At 71.1% G+C, this 17,118-nt stretch carries 12 protein-coding genes and 2 pseudogenes; 10 read left to right on the top strand and 4 right to left on the bottom strand.

The annotated features are described in order from the left end of the window. Positions 1 to 3 precede the first annotated feature (3 nt). From CP975_RS02615 to CP975_RS02600, 4 genes are all read right to left on the bottom strand, one after another. On the bottom strand, positions 4 to 678 hold the full coding sequence (locus CP975_RS02615; RefSeq protein ID WP_055528793.1) for a hydrolase: 675 nt from the start codon (positions 676 to 678) through the stop codon (positions 4 to 6). Between the two features lie 77 nt (positions 679 to 755). Beyond that, complete coding sequence (locus tag CP975_RS02610) at positions 756 to 2,651, bottom strand: amidohydrolase (RefSeq protein ID WP_055528795.1); 1,896 nt, start codon at positions 2,649 to 2,651, stop codon at positions 756 to 758. Between the two features lie 100 nt (positions 2,652 to 2,751). Beyond that, positions 2,752 to 3,480, bottom strand: a complete 729-nt coding sequence (locus CP975_RS02605; RefSeq protein ID WP_246201378.1) for a GPR1/FUN34/YaaH family transporter — start codon at positions 3,478 to 3,480, stop codon at positions 2,752 to 2,754. Between the two features lie 93 nt (positions 3,481 to 3,573). Then, positions 3,574 to 4,542, bottom strand: a complete 969-nt coding sequence (locus CP975_RS02600; protein WP_055528797.1) for an alpha/beta hydrolase — start codon at positions 4,540 to 4,542, stop codon at positions 3,574 to 3,576. 235 nt (positions 4,543 to 4,777) lie between these two features. Here CP975_RS02600 and CP975_RS02595 point away from each other — a divergent pair, with 235 nt between their 5' ends. From CP975_RS02595 to CP975_RS02545, 10 genes and pseudogenes are all read left to right on the top strand, one after another. After that, on the top strand, positions 4,778 to 5,767 hold the full coding sequence (locus CP975_RS02595) for an AraC-like ligand-binding domain-containing protein (RefSeq protein WP_246201377.1): 990 nt from the start codon (positions 4,778 to 4,780) through the stop codon (positions 5,765 to 5,767). A 63-nt stretch (positions 5,768 to 5,830) separates the two neighbouring features. Then, positions 5,831 to 6,129: pseudogene (locus CP975_RS02590) on the top strand (transposase); the annotation flags it as partial. Positions 6,130 to 6,406: 277 nt separating this feature from the next. After that, complete coding sequence (locus tag CP975_RS02580; protein ID WP_425474306.1) at positions 6,407 to 6,733, top strand: PI-PLC domain-containing protein; 327 nt, start codon at positions 6,407 to 6,409, stop codon at positions 6,731 to 6,733. A 7-nt stretch (positions 6,734 to 6,740) separates the two neighbouring features. After that, positions 6,741 to 7,319: pseudogene (locus tag CP975_RS02575) on the top strand (HARBI1 family protein); the annotation flags it as partial. A gap of 563 nt (positions 7,320 to 7,882) precedes the next feature. Continuing rightward, positions 7,883 to 10,516 carry an aldehyde dehydrogenase family protein gene (locus CP975_RS02570; protein ID WP_055528799.1) on the top strand — a complete coding sequence of 878 codons (2,634 nt, stop codon included), beginning with the start codon at positions 7,883 to 7,885 and terminating at the stop codon, positions 10,514 to 10,516. Then, complete coding sequence (locus tag CP975_RS02565; RefSeq protein ID WP_055528800.1) at positions 10,513 to 12,198, top strand: thiamine pyrophosphate-binding protein; 1,686 nt, start codon at positions 10,513 to 10,515, stop codon at positions 12,196 to 12,198. Before CP975_RS02570 ends, CP975_RS02565 begins: the two co-directional genes overlap by 4 nt. A gap of 17 nt (positions 12,199 to 12,215) precedes the next feature. Then, positions 12,216 to 13,478 (top strand): beta-ketoacyl-ACP synthase II, encoded by a 1,263-nt coding sequence (gene fabF, locus CP975_RS02560; RefSeq protein ID WP_246201376.1) that lies wholly within the window; start codon positions 12,216 to 12,218, stop codon positions 13,476 to 13,478. Between the two features lie 145 nt (positions 13,479 to 13,623). Beyond that, entirely contained in the window at positions 13,624 to 15,462 is a 1,839-nt protein-coding gene (locus tag CP975_RS02555) for a condensation domain-containing protein (protein ID WP_246201375.1), read from the top strand. Beyond that, the gene (locus CP975_RS02550) at positions 15,459 to 16,715 is read left to right on the top strand and encodes an aminotransferase class I/II-fold pyridoxal phosphate-dependent enzyme (RefSeq protein ID WP_055528802.1); all 1,257 of its coding nucleotides are present in this window, start codon (positions 15,459 to 15,461) and stop codon (positions 16,713 to 16,715) included. Before CP975_RS02555 ends, CP975_RS02550 begins: the two co-directional genes overlap by 4 nt. A gap of 73 nt (positions 16,716 to 16,788) precedes the next feature. Then, complete coding sequence (locus CP975_RS02545; RefSeq protein ID WP_055528804.1) at positions 16,789 to 17,031, top strand: acyl carrier protein; 243 nt, start codon at positions 16,789 to 16,791, stop codon at positions 17,029 to 17,031. The last annotated feature ends 87 nt before the right edge of the window (positions 17,032 to 17,118 follow it).

Raw genomic sequence — 17,118 nt, 5'->3', positions numbered from 1 at the left:
CGGTCAGCCGGCGGCGTGCGGGTCGATCATGGAGTGGGCGTAGACGATGCCCAGGCCGTACGCACCGCCGTGCTCCTTGACGATGTCGGTGGTGGCGGCGTAGGTGTCGGTGCGTGCCCAGTCGCGCTGCAGTTCCAGGAGCACCTGGAGCCAGGTGACGGGCACGGCGCCGGCGGCGGTCATCCGCTGGAGGGCGTGCTCGTGGGCGGCCGGGGTGACACCGGCGGAGGCGTCGGCGACGAGGTACACCTCGTAGCCCTGGCTGAGGGCGGAGAGGGCGGGCAGGACGAGGCAGACCTCCGTCCACAGGCCGCTGAGGACTATCTTGTGCCGGCCGGTCGCCTTGACGGCTTCGACCAGGGCCTGGTCCTCCCAGGCGTTCATGGAGGTCCGGTCGACGATGTCGTGCTTGGGGAAGACCTCGCGCAGCTGCGGCAGGATCGGGCCGGAGAAGGATGCGGCGGCGACCGTGGACAGGACGACGGGGACCTCGAACGCCCGGGCGGCCTTGGCCAGGCCGACGGTGGCGTTGATGACGGCGACGCGGTCGGTGCTGGCGGCGCCGAAGAACATCTGCGGCTGGTGGTCGACGAACAGCATCATCGAGTTGTCGGGGGTGAGCAGGTCGCGGCTGGGCGCGGCGGAGACGGCGTCGAGGTCGAAGTTGAAGTCAGACACGAGGGGTACCTTCCGAACGGTGGGCGGTGTGTGGGGTGGAACGGCGAGGGGTGGACGGGCTGCCATCCCGGGGTGGGTCAGGGGCCGAAGCACGGGTCGTGGGCGGCACTCGCCTGCTCGGGGGCGGCGAGGCCGCGCGCGACCCGCCACTGGCGGTGTTCCTCGCCGGCGGCGACCGCCTGCGCCAGCAGATCGGCCTGGCGGACGCCGGCCGTCCAGGGCACGGGGGTGGCCTGGTATCCGCCGAAGTGCGCGACCGGACTCCAGGCCGGGCTGAGCGGCGGGAGGGCTTCGTCGAGGCCCTCGTGCTCGCCGGCGGCGTAGACGATCCGGCCGCCGACGACGGTCAGGACGGCCTCGATGTGCGCGATGTCGTCCTGCGGCACGGCGAAGTAGTCGTGGCTGAGGACGGCGAAGTCGGCGTACCAGCCCTCCCTGAGCACTCCCTTGACGTCGTCCTCGCCGGTGATCCTGGCTCCGCCGCGGGTGTACAGCTCCAGGGCGCGCTCGCGGGAGATGAGCCGGTCCGGCGGGTAGAGGGACAGGTCGCCGACCGTCTGTCCGGTGACCAGCCAGTGCAGGGCGACCCACGGGTTGTAGGAGGAGACCCGGGTGGCGTCGGTGCCGGCCGCCAGCGGGATGCCGCAGGCGAGCATCTCCTTGAGTGGAGGGGTGCGAGCCGCGGCCTCGGCGCCGTAGCGGTCGGCGAACGTCTTGCCCTGGAAGGACATCCGGTTCTGGACGCTGATCGCGCCGCCGAGCGCGGCGATCCGCTCCAGGCTGCCGGGGGTGACCGTCTCGGCGTGATCGAACAGCCAGCGGTTGCCTCCGGGGAACAGGCCCTCGGCGGCGAGCTTCTCGAAGACGGCCAGGTCACGCCGGATCGTCTGGTCGTAGGTGGCGTGCAGCCGAAATCCCCAGCCGTGCTCCAGCAGCAGCCTCACGGCCTGCTCGAACTCTCCCTCGTACCCGGCGGACAGTTCGGGCCTGGGCTCGGAGAAGTTCTCGAAGTCGGCCGCGGCCCAGGTCAGGTTCTCCCCGGCGCCGTTGAGCCGCAGCCACTCGTCGCCGTCCCCGGGCCGCACCGTCTCCACCCAGCGCGTCAGGTCGGCTAGCTCCTGCCCGGCGGTCTGCGGAAAGAGGTGGTAGCCGATCCGAACACTCAGCTCGCCCGCGCGGGCCAGTTCGACGACGGTGGCGTAGTTGTCGGGGAAGTTCTGGACGCCGCCGGCGGCGTCCACGGCGGAGGTGAGGCCGAAGCGGTTCAGCTCGCGCAGGAAGTGCCGGGTGGAGGTCCGCTTGTCGGCTTCGTCCAGGGTCGGGGCGGCGGCGAGGGTGGAGTAGAGGATCAGTGCGCTCGGTGCGGCCAGCAGCACCCCACTGGGCTCGCCGTCGCGGCCCCTCACGATCTGGCCGCCGCGCGGGTCGGGGGTGTCGCGGGTGAAGCCAGCCGCGCGGACGGCAGCCCGGTTGAGGATCGCCGACTGGTAGAGGTGCAGCACGAACACCGGGGTGTCGGGGGCGGCGGCGGTGAGCTCGGCAGCGGTCGGCATCCGCCGCTCGGCGAACTGATCCGCCGTCCAGCCGCCCACCACCCTGATCCACTGGCCCTTCGGAGTACGGCCGGCCTGCTCGCGCAGCATCGCCAGCGCCTGGCGCAGCGAGGTCACGCCGTCCCAGCGCAGCTCCAGCACGTAGTTGAGCCCGCCACGGATGACGTGCAGGTGCGAGTCGTTCAGGCCGGGCACCACCCGGCACCCGAGGGCGTCGACGACGCGGGTGCGAGGTCCGACATACGCGGCTATATCGCCGTCGTCGCCGAGGGCGGTGATCCGGCCCGCGCGCACGGCCAGGGCGGTGGCGCCGGGGCGCAGCGGGTCGCCGGTGTGGATCCTGGCGTTGCGCAGGACGAGGTCGGCGCCGTCGCCGCTTCCGGGCACGGGAGTGACGCCGCTGACCGGCATCGAGGGCATGGTGGCTCGCTTTCGGGAGTGGTCACGGCATGTGGGGCGGCGGCACGGGCCGCACCCGGTGTGGACGGTCGGGTCGGCGGGACTGCGGGCGGCCGGGCCGTCACAGGGTTCGGCGCACGCCCGCGTGGCGTTCGAGGTTGCGCAGTTGGACCGTCAGGTCGCCGTGCACGGCCTGGTGGGCGGGACCGCTGCGGCCGAGCGGCAGGACCTCCTGGCCGCGCATGTCCTCCAGCATCAGGGCGAACGCGGCGTACATCGCCACTGCGGCCAGCAGCAGGCCCAGTGCGCCGGATACGGTGGCGATCCAGTGCACCCCGGTCAGGCTGGCAGCGGAGGCCACGGTGAAGCGCGGCACGGCGGTGCACAGGACCAGCCACAGCGCCCGCTTGGGCATGGCGACGCTCGCCATCATCAGGGCGAACAGGGCGAAGCAGAGGTTCAGCACGCCCAACACCTGTGCACCGCCAGTCGGTTCGATGGCAAGAACCAGTGAACTGGCCAGCCACATCCCGGAGAAGCAGGCCATCAGGGTGGCCGCCAGGACGTCCCTGGCGCCGAACGCAAGTAAGCCGACCAGGAGTTGGAGGAAGAAGGCAGGCAGGATCGCGAGCGCGACGGCGCGCTGGGCACCGTCCTCGAACAGGCCGAGCTGGAAGCAGCCGACGATGATCGAGGCGATCGCAACGGCGTAGAAGCCGAGCGGCATCGGCGAGGCGATGGGCCGCAGGGTGATGCGCGTCATGGCGCGCAAGTCGGGCTCGTGGTGCCGGCCGCCGGGCGGCCGGATCGGGGCGTCGGGCCCCTCGGGAATGGTGTCGCTGGTGGCCACGCGGTCTCCTCGGGCTGGGGGCGGGCGCCGTGGCGGGCCGGGCACCGGATTCGCCCGTGTCGGCGGCGCCTGGTCCAGGCCCACCGCTCGGGGTCAGTGGGGGGCGAGGGCCTTGCGCAGTGTGGTGACGGCCAGCGCGATGGCCACCTCGGCACCCTGAGTGGGGCGCAGCGCGTTGAGCAGGACGAAGTCGTGGATGACGCCCTGGACGCGGACGGCGGTCACCTCGACACCGGCCTGCCGCAGCTTGGCGGCGTACGCCTCGCCCTCGTCGCGTAGCACATCCGCCTCGGCGGTGATCACCAGCGCCGGGGGAAGGCCGGCCAGCTGCTCGACTGCGGCTCGCAGCGGGGAGGCGGTGATCTGCGCGCGCTCGCGCTCGTCGGTCGTGTACTGGTCCCAGAACCACTGCATGCCGTCGCGGCGCAGGAAGTAGCCCTCGGCGAACTGCCGGTAGGAGCCGGTGTCGAAGTTCGCGTCCGTCACCGGGTAGAAGAGGACCTGGTGGGCAAGGGTGAGGCCGCCGCGCTCCTTGGCGAGCAGGGTCAACGCGGTGCTCAGGTTGCCGCCCACTGAGTCACCGGCGACCGCGATCCTGGTGGCGTCCAGGCCGTGCGCGGCTCCGTCGGTGACGACCCAGCGCGCGACCGTCCAGACCTGCTCCAGCGCCACCGGGTAGCGGTGCTCGGGTGAGAGGTCGTATTCGGGGAAGACGACCGCGGCGCCGGTGCCGACGGCGAGTTCGCGCACCAGGCGGTCGTGGGTGCGGGCGTTGCCGAAGACCCAGCCGGCGCCGTGCACGAAGACGACGACAGGCAGCTCGCCCTCGGCACCGGCCGGTCGCAGGATGCGGGCCCGCACCTCGCCGGTCGGGCCGCCGGGGACGCCCACCCACTCCTCGTCGACGGCCTGCAGGTCGATCTCGCCGGACTGCACCTCCTCGACGGCCTCGCGGCCCTCGGCCGGCGGCAGCTGGAACAGGAACGGCGGTGTCGCGGTCGCCTCGGCGAAGGCGGCGGCCTCCGGTTCCAGTATCGGCGCGACAGGGTTGTGGTCGCTCATGGATCGGGCCTCTCTGCGGATCGAGAAGTGTGTGCCGACACCGGATGGGTGGGCAGCGCACGTCCGAAGCTAGATGCAGGGCAGCGGGGTTGGTCGCCTGTGCGTGCAGGGGAGCTGCCCCTCCGCGCAGGGCTGTGCCGGGAGGCGCTGCACGAGGAGAACAGCCGCGTGCACGCGCGGACAAGTGGGCGGGCCGGTGCTCACGCGATGATGGGCGCTGCCGCACCCCGAGACCGTGCTGGAGGACTGGTTCGTGCTGCTGCTGGACCTGGAGGACTTCACGCCGCGCGAGCGGGTGGACGCGTTCCACCACGCGATGACGGACACCTCCGTACCGAACGACATCGTCCACGAGGAGCACCCAGCGGGGATGAGCGCCCGGATCGAAGGATGGCGGGTGGGCGGCCTTGATCTCTTCGACGTTCGGTGCTCGGGATTCGAGGTCCGCCGCACGGCCAGGCACGTGCGCAGCCACCGGGACCGTCCGGTGGTCTCCGTCTCGCTTCAGACCAGGGGCCTCCACCGCGCCGAACAGTCGGGCAGGCAGTTCACCCTCGGGCCGCAGGACATCTGCGTCTTCCACGAACTCGCGCCACGCATCTACGGCTGGTCCGGCTACGGCGCCTCTCAGGCCGTCACCATCGACATGGAGTACCTCGGGCTACCCATCGACACCGTCGTGCGGGCCTCCCTACGGCTGCGGGCCAGTCCCGTGCACGACCTGCTCCTGGGTCATCTGCGGACGCTCTTCCGTGATCCGGACCGCCTCGAAATGGATCCCGGAGCCGGAGCCCTTGCGAACGCCACCACCGAACTCATGCGGGCCCTGCTGACCTCGGCAGCCCACGACGGAGGGGAGCAGCGGGTCCGGGATGCCATGGACAGCTCCCTGGTCGCCCGGATCATGGCGTACGCGCGCCGTCACCTCACCGACCCCGACCTCGGACCGGAGTGCATTGCCGCAGCACACGCCATTTCCAAACGACAGCTGTACGTCGTGCTGGCACGCGCGGGCATCCGGCTCGAACAGTGGCTCATCGCCGAGCGGCTGGACGCGGCGTGCCGGCTCTTGACCTCACCCCGCCACGCAGCAGTGCCCGTCTCCGCCGTGGCGGCACGGTGCGGCTTCACCAGCCCCAGCCACTTCACCCGGCGCTTCCGCGCCGCCTACGGGACCACCCCGACCGAGTGGCGTCGCCACCGGACCCACTCCACCGAGAAATGATCGTTTCGGAACGACTCCAGCGGCTGGCAAGGTACTTCCCGATCTTGGTGGGCAAGGGTTCCGGTGCGTGCTGATCTTGTTCCGGACGGTCTGTGGGAGCGGCTGGCCCCGCCCTGCCACCTGCTCCCGAACGGCGCCATCGCTATCCCGGGCGGCTTCGCGTTCCGGACCGAGTGGCGCTCGCCGGCATCATGTACGTCCTGCGGACCGGCGTTTCCTGGCGCGATGTCCCGGCCGAGACGGTGGGCTGCTCAGGAGTCTCGGCGTGGCGCCGACTGCGTGACTGGACCGAGGCCGGCGTCTGGCCACGCCTGCACGCCGCCCTGCTGACGGAACTTCGCCGCGCGGACTCACTGAGCCTTCTCAGCGTTGCCACCGGACGGGTGACGAGGCCGGTGCCCGCAACGCACGAGGCTCCCGTGCCGTTGAGAGAGGTGTTCGACGTCTCAACTCATCAGCGCAGGAGCCTCGTTGGTTCCCTATCCTGCCGCACTCGACCTGCCTCACGCCCTGGTCGAGTGGGTAACCATGCTCATCGTCACCCGGTAGAGTGACCGCCGCTGCAAACTCCCGCCCCACCAGCGTGCTCTCGTCGCCCTGGTCCACCGCGCGGCCCGCGCCCCGACGGAGGCGCAGAAGGTGCGGCACGCCTTCTACGACGGCCGCCTCGCCGACCTCGGGACCGCGGCGCCCGCCTCGTTCATCCCGCTGATCAGCGACAACTGGTCGCTCAACTTCAGCTGGCAGGGCACAGGCCCGATCCCCGCGGCCGAGCGCGCCAAGCTGCGCGGCATCGTCTCCTCGGCCCACAAGCGCGGGCAGCGCGTCCGCTTCTGGGCGACGCCCGATCTGCCGGGCCCGCAGCGCGACGCGGTCTGGGGCGAACTGCTCGCCGCCGGTGTCGACCACCTCAACACCGATGACCTCGCGGGGCTCGAAGCCTTCCTCGACCCCCGCCGCGGATGATCTTCGCGGATCAGGCATATCCATCGGCACCACCCACGCCTACGTCACCGCCGTCGTCCGGCACCTGGCGGACAAGGCGCCAGGACTGCTGAAGGCACTGAGGGAGACGGACCCCGACTACGTCCTCGTGGACGGCACCCTCGCCGAGTGCGACCGGGTCGGTGACGGACGGGCCGACTACTCCTCCAGGCACAAGCGGCACGGCGTGAACGTGCAGGTCGTCACCAACCCCGCCGGAAGGATCCTCTGGCTGTCGCCGGCACTGCCGGGCCGAACCCACGACCTGACAGCCGCCCGAACCCACAAGATCATCCGGATCTGTGAACGCCAGGGCGTCCCGATCCTCGCGGACATGGCCTACATCGGTGCAGGGGACTGGGTCACCACCGCAAAGCGCCGCCCGCCCAACGGCGAGCTCACACCCACCGAGCGGACGGTCAACCGAGCCCTGTCCGCCGCCCGGGCACCCGTCGAACGCGGAGTCGCCCGCCTGAAGTCCTGGCGGATCTTTCGACGCGTCCGCTGCAGCCCAACACGCCTCACCCTGATCGCTGCTGCGGTCCTCACCCTGGAGAGGCAACGCTGAGAAGGCTCACTGGTCACCCATGCCGCAGCCGCCGAGACCTCGCAGCGCAGCAACCACACGCCGGACGGGCGTCGCGCCCCACACCAGGCATGATTCGTAGAACACGCCTCGGGGTCGCCGATGATGGCCGGTCCCGGACGGCGTGGCCGATATAGGCATTAGCGCGGGCGGTGCAACTGCGTTCAAATTCAACGGATTTCGTGCGGCGCGTTCTTTTCGTTGTTGCGATGAGAACAGGGGGACGGCCGGCCTCGCGTGCGGGTTGCTGCCGTATGGGCAGTGCAGCAGATTCCGCGCCCTGGCCCGGAATTTCGGAATTCGGCCAGGTGTCCTGAAACATGGATTCCGATGCCAGGAATTGGCCACTCCCACCTGCACGTTCAGTCACGGCAGACTCGGCAGTCACAGGCGAACCATGGGGGTTCTTCGTATCCTCGACACCGGTCCATGGGTATGGGATAGTCTTTCTGCTTTTGCCGTTGAACGGAAAAGTGAGTGCTGCGGAGGTTCACACGCCTCCGTCCGGGAAATCGAGAACGCCTTCTGCTGTTAAGGAGTGCGCGTTGCCCACTTACAGGCGCTTGGCCTCGGCCGAGGGGCGCATCTGGGAGACCGAAGAGGTGGCGGACCGCATACGCGATGCCATCGACCTCCTGCAACGCCGTGGCGTCGAACCCGGTTCGCGCGTGATGGTGGGCGGCGTGAATTCACCGGAATGGGTCGTCGAATTGCTCGCGCTCGTTCATCTGGACGCCTCCGTGGTTCTCACCGACCACCGGGCCGCTGCCGCGCAGCGCGCACGGATCCGCCGCCAGGCCCGGGTCGTGCTCGACGCGGGCGACGGCATCGGCTGTACCGCGTCACCGCAGCCGGTCAGGCGCGCGGGTGTGGTGCCCAACGTCGCCGCCTGGTCCCGCCGCCAGGACGCCGTGATCTCCTGGTCTTCGGGCACCACCGGCGAGCCCAAGGGTATCGTCCGCTCCGGTCGCTCGATCCTGGATAACCTCACGCTCAGCGCGGAGCGCATGGGCTACCGGCCCGACGACGTCTTCCTGCCCGTCCTGCCGTACTCCCACCAGTACGGGCTATCCCTGGTCCTGTGCTGGTGGCTGGGCGGCGGCACGCTGGTGGTCTACGGGCCGACCACGCGCCTGGACCGTGCGCTGGAGGCGGGAGCCGAGCACGGGCTGACCGTCGTCGACGCGGCTCCTTCGACGTACTACAGCCTGCTCAACCTGTTCGACCGGCGCCCCGTCCTCGTCGACACGCTGAAGAGCGTACGTGCCTGGTGTGTAGGCGGTGCACCGCTGGGCCGGAACCTGGCCGACCGGTTCCTCGCCCGCACAGGCCGGCATCTCCTCGACGGCTATGGAGCGACCGAGGTCGGGAACATCGCGCTGGCGCCCCCCGGCGATCCGGTCGGGTGCGGCACGCCGCTGCCCGGTGTGACCGTCGAGGTCCATGACGAGAACGGCATGCCGCTGCCCCACGACCGGCTCGGCGAACTCGTCGTGCGCACCGATGGCCTGATGACCGGTCACCTGGGCGAGGACGGCGAGATCGTTCCGGTGCGGAATTCCGTGCACCGCACAGGCGACATCGGCAGGCGCGATGCGGCCGGGCGCGTCTTCCCGGTCGGACGCAAGCGCGCCGTACACCGCGACGGCCACACCCTCTACCCCGACCACCTCGCCGAGCGCGCCGAGTCGGTGGGCGCCCAGACCCAGGTCGTCGCCGTCCCCGACGAGCGCCTCGGCTCCCGCCTGGTGTTCGTCGTCGCGGATCCGGCCGGCCAGGAGCCCGCGCACTGGAAGCGGCTCCTGCGCTCCGTGCTCGCCCGCTACGAACAGCCCGACCACCTCGCCGTGCTCCCCGAGCTGCCGCTCACGACCACCGGGAAGCCCGACCTGTCCGCCCTGGAGCAGATCGCCATGACCTCGCTGCACGCGACCACCGCTGCGACCGAGACCGGGACGGCCGCCTACCGCATCCCCTTCGCCGAACGCGTCCACGCACTGCGCGCCGTCCGCCGGTACGTGGCGGAGCACGAGGACGAGGTCCTCGAAATCCTCACCGACATCTCGCCGTACGACACCGCCCGCACGGAAATCCAGTCGTTCCTCTGCGTACTCGACGGAGCGGAGGAGGAAATCCGACGAGGACGCCCGAACGGCGTGCCGCAGGCCGCCGTCTTCATGCCCTCCAACATTCCGCTCTACTCATACGCCCTCTACCTGCTCGTCACCTCCCTGTACAGCGATCGGGTCACGTTCCGTCCGGCAACGGCGATAGAGAACCAAATGCAGCGCCTGCACGCCCTGTTGGGCCCTGTGCACCGATTACCCATCGAGATATTCGAACTCAGTCGCCGGAAATTCGTCACCGGCCCCGTCCGCGAAGCAGACTTCATCGTCTTCACCGGTGAATTCTCCAATGCCGAGACGATCCGCGAAGGGCTGGCGGACGACCAGCTCTTCCTCTTCTTCGGCCAGGGCATCAATCCCTTCGTGATCGCACCGGACGCCGATCTCCCGCACGCCGTGCGCGATCTCGTACGCATACGCATGCACAACTCCGGCCAGGACTGTTTCGGCCCCGACGTCGTATACGCGCCACAAGGCCGCACCGAGGAATTCCTCGACCTGCTGACGGCCGAACTGTCGGCACTGCGCTTCGGGCAGAACAAAGACCCCGAGGCCGACTACGGTCCCCTCAGCTACGACTCGGCCCTGGTCGACTGTGCGGACTACCTGGCGCGCCACGCACGGCGCATCCACTACGGCGGCCGCCTCGACCTCCCCTCCCGCAGGGTCGAACCGACCGTGCTGCTCTGGGACTTCGACGACAAGATTCCCCTGGACGAGATGTTCGCCCCGGTGTTCAACGTCGTTTCCTACCCCGGCGCGCGGCGGCTGCGCGAGCGCCTGGCGAGCCCGTACTTCAACGAACGCGCGCTGGGAGCGATGGTCTACGGCAACGACCCGGAGACGGTGGAGGTGCTGGCCAGGCGCCACCAGACCTGCGTCAACCGGACGCTGCTCGACGCCGAGGACGGCAACCGGCCGTTCGGCGGCTACGGGATGAGGGCGAACTACCTCTCCTACGGAGGGGAGCGGCGCGCCGAACCCCTGCTCGTCTCGCAGGCGGTGGCGAGGGCCCTCCCGTCGGGCGACCCGGTCGCGGGGGTGGGGCGGTGAGCGGGGCGGTCAAGCGGTACGCCGACGCCTGGTCCGCGGTCGTCGACGTGCTGGTGGCGAACGGGGTGGACACCTGCTTCGGGCTGCCGGGCGACGACCTGGAGCTGCTGCGGGCGCTCGATGCCGCGGGCGTGGACCTCGTACCGTGCCGCGATCAGCGCAACGCGATGTACATGGCGACCGGTTACGCGCTCCAGTCGGGCCGGGTCGGCGTGTGCGCGCTGGGTAAGGGGCCCGCCGTCACGCACGCCGCCACGGGGCTGCTGGAGGCGCGTGAGTCCGGTGTCCCGGTGCTCGTGCTCGCCGCGGGCGCGCCCGAAAGGCGGCGGGGGAGCGGGGGGTTCCAGGAACTCGACCAGGTGGCCGTGACCGCGCCCCTGGTGCGCTGGGCGCACCGGGTGGGACATGCGGACCGGGTGGTCCCCGCGACGGTGACGGCGCTGACCCGGGCGGTCGGACCGCCGTCGGGGCCCGTGTACCTGGAGATGCCGGACGATGTCCGCGCGGCGGAGGTGGTCGTCACCGGGCCCCTGCCGTCCCTGCCCGTACCGCTGGTCCTGGAATCCGTACCCGTGCTGCCGGGGCCCGCGCTGGAGGCGATACGTACGAGCCGACGCCCCGTGGTGCTGGTGGGCGGCGGTATGCGGCACCGCAACACCGACGGCGTGGTCGAGCGCTTCGCCGGGCGTCTGGGCGCGGCCCTGTTCACGACCGCGTCCGGCCGGGGTGCCGTGGACGAGCACCACCCGGCGTACTGCGGCTCGGCGGGGCTGTACGCCACGGCGCCGGCCCGCGAACTGTGGGCGGCCTGCGACCTGGTGGTGTCGCTCGCCGGCCGGCTGGAGGAGACGGCCGTCGAAGGCGGCAGGCCATGGCCGTCGGTCCCGGTCGTTCAGGTCAACACCGATCCGGGCGGCCTTTCGGCCGAGTTCGCGGGCCCGCGGGTGCTCGCCGACGGGCGGCACGCAGTGCTCGGCTGGACGCGCGCGCTGGACGAGCACGGCACGGCAGCCGACGGGGAGTGGGCGGACACCATCGGCCGTGCCCGCAAGGCCATGTCGCTCGAAGCGGAGACGGAACTCGACCGCGCGGCACGGCATCCGGAGATCCGCGTCGCCGAACTCCTCGCCGCCCTCGACGCCACCTCGGGCGAACGCCGTGTGCTGGTCCAGGAGAACGGGCTTCAGGACATGTGGTCCTACGGCTACCCCTACCGCGCCGGCGGCGGTTCCGTCGTACCGTCCGAGCAGACCCCGCTGGGGTTCGGGGCAGCCGCCGCCATCGGAGTCAAGCGCGCTGCCCCGGACCACGAGGTGACCGCGTTCGTCGGGGACGGGGCGTTCCTCGCGGCCCGCGCGGACATCGCCGTCACCGCCCGGGACCACGGCGGGATTCTCTACGTGGTGCTGTGCAACGGCGGATACGGCTGGCTGGACTCCCAGCGCGCCCTCCTCGGCCTCGACGCCGAGCGCCACCCCTTCACCCGCCCCGGAGCGCCGCCGCCCGCCGTGGACGGACCGGACATCCGCCACCGCGTTCTGCGGGACAAGGCCGCGCTGACCGACGAGATCCGTACCGCGCGACGCTTCTGCACCCAGGGAGGCACGGCCGTGCTCATGGTGCCGGTCGCCCCCGACGACATCCTTCCGCCCCTCCGCGACGCCGAGGTGATTCCGCTGTGACACCCCCACGTTCCGCCGTGACAGGCACCAGAGAGCGGCGCGACATCCGACGCCGGGTGATGGTCACCGGGTACGGGGCCGTCACGCCCCTTGGCCACAGCGCCGACGCGACGTGGAAGGCGATGGTGGCCGGGCGCAGCGGCATCGACACCGTGGAAGCGATCGACGTGACGGATCTGGGGGTACGGATCGGCGGTCAGGTCCGCGGATTCGAACCCGGCGACTACATGCCCGCGGCTGTCAGCCGTCGTGCCGACCCGTACGCGCAGTACGCGCTCGCCGCGGCGCTGGAGGCCGTCGAGCACGCCGCACTGGTGGTGACCGAGCGGCTGGCACCCCGGATCTCGGTGGTCATCGGCAGTGGCTACGGTCCGGTGGGGTCGATCTATCGGGCCGCGGACCGGCTGCGCGCCAGAGGGCCCCGGGCGATCGGTCCGTTCACCCAGGTCACGACCGCCATGGACAGCTCGGCCTGTGAGATCAGCATGCGCCTGGGCACCCAAGGGCCCTGCCGCGCTCAGAGCACCGCGTGCGCCAGCGGCTCGGACGCGGTGGGCGCGGGGATGCGCATGATCAGCCACGGCGAGGCCGACGTCGTCCTCGCCGGCGGCGCCGACGCCTGCGTCACCACCGTCGACCTCGCGGGCAGCGGCAACGCCCGCGCGCTGTCCCGGCGCAACGACGACCCGACAGCCGCGTGCAGGCCGTTCGACGGGCAGCGCGACGGGTTCGTGATGAGCGAGGGAGCCGCCGTCCTGGTGCTGGAGGCCGCCGAGGTGGCCGAGGCGCGCGGTGCGACCCCGCTGGCCGAACTCACCGGCTACGGAGCCAGCTCCGACGCCCACCACTGGACCGCCCCGCACCCCGAGGGGCGGGGTGCGTGCCTGGCCGTCGAGGCGGCGCTGCGCGACGCGGGGGTCACGGGAACGGATGTGGATTACGTCAACGCCCACGGCACCGGCACCCTCCTGAACGACGCCACGGAGACCGCCGTCCTGCGCAGGGTGCTGGGGGAGCGGGTCACCCGGATCCCGGTCAGCTCCACCAAATCGATGACCGGTCACATGATCGGTGCGGCCGGTGCGGTCGAGCTGGTGGCGTCGATCCAGGCCCTGCGCACGGGTGACGTCCCGCCGACGATCAACTGCGACGACCCGATCGACCCGGACATCAACTTCGTCGCCCACCACACCCAGCACCATCGGGGTCTGCGGACCGCGCTCAGCAACTCCTTCGGATTCGGCGGCCACAACGCCGCCCTCGTCATCCGCGCGATCTGAGGCCGGGCCCGTGAACCGACTGCAACGACAGCCCTCCGTTCCTCAACAACCGCCCCCCAGGCGCGCCACGGCCGTCCGGAGCGGACCGCTCACCTGGATCCAGCAGTGGCACTGGTACGAGCACACCATCCCCCCGCAACGCCGCGTGAACCCCACCCCGCTCGCAGACCACTGCCGCGTACCCCCCTCGGCAACCATCGCCGACATCCACGCCGCGCTCACGACCCTGACCGAACGCCACGAAGCGCTGCGCACCACCGTCGACGCCCTCCGCCCCGTCCAGCACGTCCACGGCGCCGACTGGGCCCCGCTCCCGCTCGACCGCGTCGACGTCCCCACCGTCGACACGGCCGCCCTGGATGCCGCGACGGCAGCGCTGGCCGCCCTCCCGATCGATCCCGTGTGTCAACCGCCGTGGCGGGCGCGGGTGCTGCTGGAGTCGGGGAAGCCGCGCGCGGTTCTGGTGACCGTCCACCACGTCGTCATCGACGGCTGGGGACTCGCCGTACTGATCGACCAGCTGTACGAGCGTCTGTGCGGCGCCGACGTGCCGCCTGAGTCTTTGCCGCACCCCCTCGACATGCTGGCCGCCCAGTCCCTGGAGCGCGCCCGCGCGGCGGAGCGCGAGTGGCTCGCGCGCCTGGGGGACAACCCCGCCCACGTCCTGGCCCCGTTCGGCGGAACCGAGGACGGCGCCGGCCGCCACCGCCTCCAGTACCGCTCGGCGGACGCCCACGACGCGCTGGACCGCGTGGCCGCACACTGCCGGGTCAGCCCGGAGACCGTCGTGCTCGCGGCGCTCGCCCACGACGTCGCCGCCCGCACCGGCGAACACCGCTTCCTGGCCTCCGTGGTGGTCTCCAACCGGGCGCGTGCGGTCTGGCGCGACAGCATCGGCGTACGGGCGCTGACCGTTCCTGTACAGATCGACCTCCTCCCCGGAGTGCCCTTCGCCGAGGCGGTCGCCTCCGTGGCCGCCGCCCTGTCGGCCGCCTACCGGCACGGTCAGTGGCGCCCGGCGGAACTGGTCGCCGCCCAGGCCTGCCTGGACCGGCGCCGCGGAGCCGTGACCGTACCGACCATCGAGTACAACTGCTACTCATGGCCGCGCGACTACCTGGTCCCGGCCTACGGCACCGCGCCCGACGGGCCGGTCGCCTGGATCGACAGTGCCCCCGACGCACCCTGCGACACGCTCTACGTCGACGTCAGCCGTGACGCGGGCGTGCTCACCCTCGATGTCACCGTCGGGGATCACCTGCTCGACGCCGAGGAGGCCATTTCGCTGCCCGTGCGGCTGTGCGGCCTCCTGCGCGCGGTCGCCGACGGGGCCCACCGCCCGGTGCCCGCCCAAGCGCTCGCGCCGCCTGCTCCCGGCTGGTGGCGCACCCCGCAGGGGTGGGCGTCCCTGCCCAGGATCGCGGACGTGCTGCGCGAGCATCCCGGAGTGCTGGACGTGACGGTGACACCCAGCGCGGGCGTCACGACGCAGCCCAGCGAAACGACGGAGTCCGGCGGACCGCACCTCGTCGTACGGGCCCGGGTCGCCCCCGGCGTCACCGCCGACGTACTGCACCACCACCTCCTGGACCACCTCGACGAGGTGCACGGCCTCGTGGCCCCGGACCGGTACGTCCTGACGCCGACCGGTGCCGCACTTCTCATCCCGTCCACCACCGACGCACTGCCCCCGCGCCCGCCCGCGACGAGGGCGGAGCAAGCGCTGGCCGTCGCCGTCGCCGCCTCCGCGCCGACCGAACCCGACCCCCTCGACGGACCGGCCGCCGTCGACATGAACCGCTGTCTCGCCGACCACGGCATCACCCTGGTCACCGTCCCCCGCCTCCTGGTGCTGCTCCGCCAGTTCGGCTTCACCGCGATCGCCTCGGACGAACTGGCCGGAACGGCCTCGCTCGGCCACCTCGCCGCAGCCCTGGAACCCGTCGTGCCCTGCACCCCGCCCGGAGGAGAAGCCGCCCCATGACCACGTCCCGAACCGCCCCGCCGTCCGTGGACCGGCTCGCCCCGTGGGCCTTCGCCGAGTTCGTCGAGGCGAACACCCACGACACGGCGTACCGCCCGCCGGTCGTGGACGGTCCTGTCGGACCCACCATCGTCCAGGGCGGCCGCGAACTGGTGAACTTCGCCAGCATCAGCTTTCTCGACCTGGAACGGCACATTCCGGTACGACGCCACTTCGCCGAAGGGGCGCACGCCCACGGGCTGAGCACCAGCGGCTCCCGGATGACCCAGGGAATCTGCCGCCCGCACCAGGTGCTGGAGGAGACGATCGCCCGCCGCACCGGCAAGGAGCGGGCCATCAGCTTCGCCACCGGGCTGCTGGCCAACATCGGGTTCGTCACCGCCATGAGCAGTTCCGCGCACTTCGACACCGGGATCGAGGTGCGCAACCACGACACTGTCTTCATCGCCGACCGTGATGTGCACTGGAGCGTCTGGAAGGGTCTCGAAGGACTCGGCTACGGCCGCAACGTGCACGCGTTCCGGCACAATGACGCCGCCGACCTCGCACGCATCCTGAACCGCCTGCAGACGGGCGAGAACCGCAAGATCGTGGTCATCGCCGAGAGCATCTACTCCGCCGACGGCACCATGGGCCCGATCGTGGAGATCCTCGACGCCTGCGACCGGTACGGCGCGATCAGCATGATCGACGACGCGAACGGCTTCATGGTGTACGGGCCCGAGAACCGCCCGTACGCCCGGGAGGCGACCGCGATCCGGGAACGGGCCGACTTCGTGATGGTGTCCCTCTCCAAGGCCATCGGCCTGGAGGGCGGCGCGATCGCCGGACCGGCTGCGGCCATCGACGCCTTCGAACTGCTCTCCGGCACCTCGATGTTCACCGCCGCCATCCAGCCGCCCACCGCGTACGCCGCCGAGCGCACGATCGAGGCTCTCGCCGTCCAACCCGCCATCGTGGACGACTACTTAGCGCACGCCGCACGCCTCCGTGAACAGATCCACGCATCCGGAACGGCGACCACGCCGACCGATTCGTACATGCTCTCCGTGCCGATCGGCAACGACGCCGCCGCGCTCCAGATGCGGGAGTGGTTCGTCGAGGACGGTTACCTCGTCCCGGTCTTCTCCTACCCGGCCGTCACGCGCAACCAGGCGCTGCTGCGGCTGTTCCCGCACGCGGGCCACACCGAGGAGCAGATGGACGGCTTCCTGCGCACGCTTGTCGCCTACCGCCGCCGTCTCGGCATGTGACACCCGCACCGCACCACGACAACCAACGGGTACGACCCGCACACTCCACACGACCCACCGGAAAGAGGAACCCGTGACGCAGAACACCGACGTTCTCCGCACCGTCGCCAAGCTGGTCGAGGAAGTCACCGGCATCAACGCGGCCGAGGTGACCCCCGAGAAGTCCTTAGTCGAGGACCTCGACATCGACTCCCTGTCAATGGTCGAGATCACCGTCGCCGTCGAGGAGGCGTACGGAGTGAAGTTCCCCGAGGGCAGCACGGCCGGCCTGAAGACCGTCGGCGACGTGGTGGGCTTCATCACCGAGGATGGCTGACCACCGCTCAAGGACCCCGCACCTCACTCATCATCTCGGGAGACCGGACATGCACACCTTGGTTCGTCCCGCCGCCAGGAGGCAGCC

Source organism: Streptomyces alboniger, from assembly GCF_008704395.1.
GTDB classification, from domain to species: Bacteria; Actinomycetota; Actinomycetes; order Streptomycetales; family Streptomycetaceae; genus Streptomyces; species Streptomyces alboniger.
Note: the sequence above shows the minus strand (reverse complement) of the source record. Positions and strands in the feature narration are given on the sequence as shown.

Excerpts from the sequence above, each read along its gene's own strand:
- CP975_RS02610 (WP_055528795.1), bottom strand. The coding sequence starts at position 2,651 with ATGCCCTCGATGCCGGTCAGCGGCGTCACTCCCGTGCCCGGAAGCGGC.
- CP975_RS02600 (WP_055528797.1), bottom strand. The coding sequence starts at position 4,542 with ATGAGCGACCACAACCCTGTCGCGCCGATACTGGAACCGGAGGCCGCC.
- CP975_RS02550 (WP_055528802.1), top strand. The coding sequence starts at position 15,459 with ATGACCACGTCCCGAACCGCCCCGCCGTCCGTGGACCGGCTCGCCCCG.